2 protein-coding genes and 1 pseudogene are annotated in these 2,123 nt (G+C 48.9%); all 3 read left to right on the top strand.

The window, feature by feature from the left end:
- Window positions 1-293, top strand: a 293-nt coding sequence (locus RDN93_RS22020; protein ID WP_374047439.1) for a cell division protein FtsQ/DivIB, incomplete at its 5' end; no start/stop codon positions are given.
- A 78-nt stretch (window positions 294-371) separates the two neighbouring features.
- On the top strand, window positions 372-1,823 hold the full coding sequence (ftsA, locus tag RDN93_RS22015; protein ID WP_308747435.1) for a cell division protein FtsA: 1,452 nt from the start codon (window positions 372-374) through the stop codon (window positions 1,821-1,823).
- A 46-nt stretch (window positions 1,824-1,869) separates the two neighbouring features.
- A pseudogene (locus RDN93_RS22010) lies at window positions 1,870-2,123 on the top strand (cell division protein FtsZ); the annotation flags it as partial.

The raw sequence follows: 2,123 nt of genomic DNA, 5'->3' as shown, positions 1-2,123 counted from the left end.
TAGAAAAGTCGTTTGCAATGAAGGATTTATATAAGTTTGGTGTATTTTTGCATAACAATAAGTTCTGGGATGCTCAGATAGAACAAATTCACGTATTGCCCGACCGCAATATCGAATTAGTGCCGCGTGTGGGAGACCACCTTATCTATCTCGGCAAACTGGACAACTTTGAAAGCAAACTGGCACGTCTGAAAGAGTTCTATAAGAAGGGACTCAACCAGGTAGGCTGGAACAAGTATTCACGCATCAACCTCGAGTTCAGCAACCAAATTATCTGTACGAAGAGAGAGTGATGAGTAATAGATTATGAGTGATGAGTGACAAGTCTCTCTAAATAGTAAATTGTAAATAATTAAATTGTAAATAAAGAGATGGCAACAACAGAATTTATCGCCGCTATTGAACTTGGTTCATCGAAGATAACCGGTGTGGCCGGAAAAAAGAACAGTGACGGAAGTATGCAGGTATTGGCATATGCCCAGGAAGACTCTTCTACGTTCATCCGTAAAGGGGTCATCTTCAACTTGGACAAAACGGCACAAAGCCTGACTTCTATCATCAACAGACTGGAAGGTGAGTTGAAAAACTCAATCGCCAAAGTATATGTAGGCATCGGCGGACAGTCACTCCGCACAGTCCGCAACGTGGTAAGCCGCGATTTGGAAGATGAAGCCATCATATCGGAAGAGCTTGTAAGCGCTATCGGTGACGAGAATATCGCCATTCCGGTAGTCGACATGGATATATTGGACGTAGCCCCCCAGGAATATAAGGTAGGCAACAACCTGCAAGCCAATCCGGTGGGTTTGGTGGGAAGCCATATCGAAGGCCGTTTCCTCAATATCGTAGCCCGCGCTTCCGTACGAAAGAATCTGGAGCACTGCTTCCAGCAGGCTAAAATCGACATTGCCGACCAACTGATTGCCCCGCTCGTGACAGCCAACGCCGTACTGACGGAAAGCGAACGCCGTTCGGGTTGCGCATTGATTGACTTCGGAGCGGATACGACCACCATCTCTGTCTACAAGAACAACATTCTCCGCTTCCTGACCGTATTACCATTGGGCGGTAACAGCATCACCCGCGACATCACCACCCTGCAAATGGAGGAGGAAGAAGCGGAACGCCTGAAGAAAGCTTACGGCGACGCCCTCTACGAGGAAGACCCGGAACAGGAAGAAGTTACCTGCAAACTGGACGACGACAGCCGCACCATCAAAGTGGCCGACCTCAATAATATCATCGAAGCCCGTGCCGAAGAAATCATCACCAACGTATGGAATCAGGTACAGCTATCCGGCTTCGAGGACAAGCTGCTGGCAGGAATTATCCTGACGGGAGGAGCCGCCAACCTGAAAAACCTCGACGAAATGCTGCGCAAACGTAGCAAAGTAGAGAAAATACGGATGGCTAAACTCCCGCGCAACACCGTCCACGCTCCAAGTAACATCCTGAAAAAAGACGGCTCGCAGAATACCCTGTTCGGACTCCTGTTTGAAGGAAACCAGAACTGCTGCCTGACAGAAACTGCTCCGCAGCCTGCATCAATTCCGGTGACTCCGAAACCGGAAACAGAAATCCACAGGACAGTAGATATGTTCGAAGACGACCAGGAGCTGAAAGAACAGGCACGCCTTGCCCGTCTCAAGAAAGAGGAAGAAGAACGCGAAGCGAAGATAGCAGCCAAAGAAGCAGAACGGCTTCGCAAGCAGAAGGAGAAAGAAGAGAAGGAAAGACGGAAACGGGAAGCCGGTCCGAGCTGGATTCAGCGCAAGATTGACTCGCTGACAAAAGAAATCTTCTCGGACGATGATATGAAGTAAGTGATTAGTGTTTTAGTGATTAGTGATAAATAAAAATAGATAGGATATGGACGAGATAGTACAATTCGATTTCCCGACAGATTCGCCGAAAATCATCAAAGTGATTGGTGTAGGCGGTGGCGGCGGTAACGCCGTGAACCATATGTACCGGGAAGGTATCCATGATGTAACGTTCGTTCTTTGCAACACGGACAACCAGGCATTAGCCGAATCACCCGTCCCGGTGAAACTGCAACTGGGCCGTAGCATCACACAAGGGCTTGGAGCCGGCAACCGTCCCGAACGGGCACGCGACGCCGC

It is taken from the genome of uncultured Bacteroides sp. (assembly GCF_902491285.1).
GTDB lineage: Bacteria > Bacteroidota > Bacteroidia > Bacteroidales > Bacteroidaceae > Bacteroides.
This window is presented reverse-complemented; position numbering and strand designations above follow the sequence as displayed.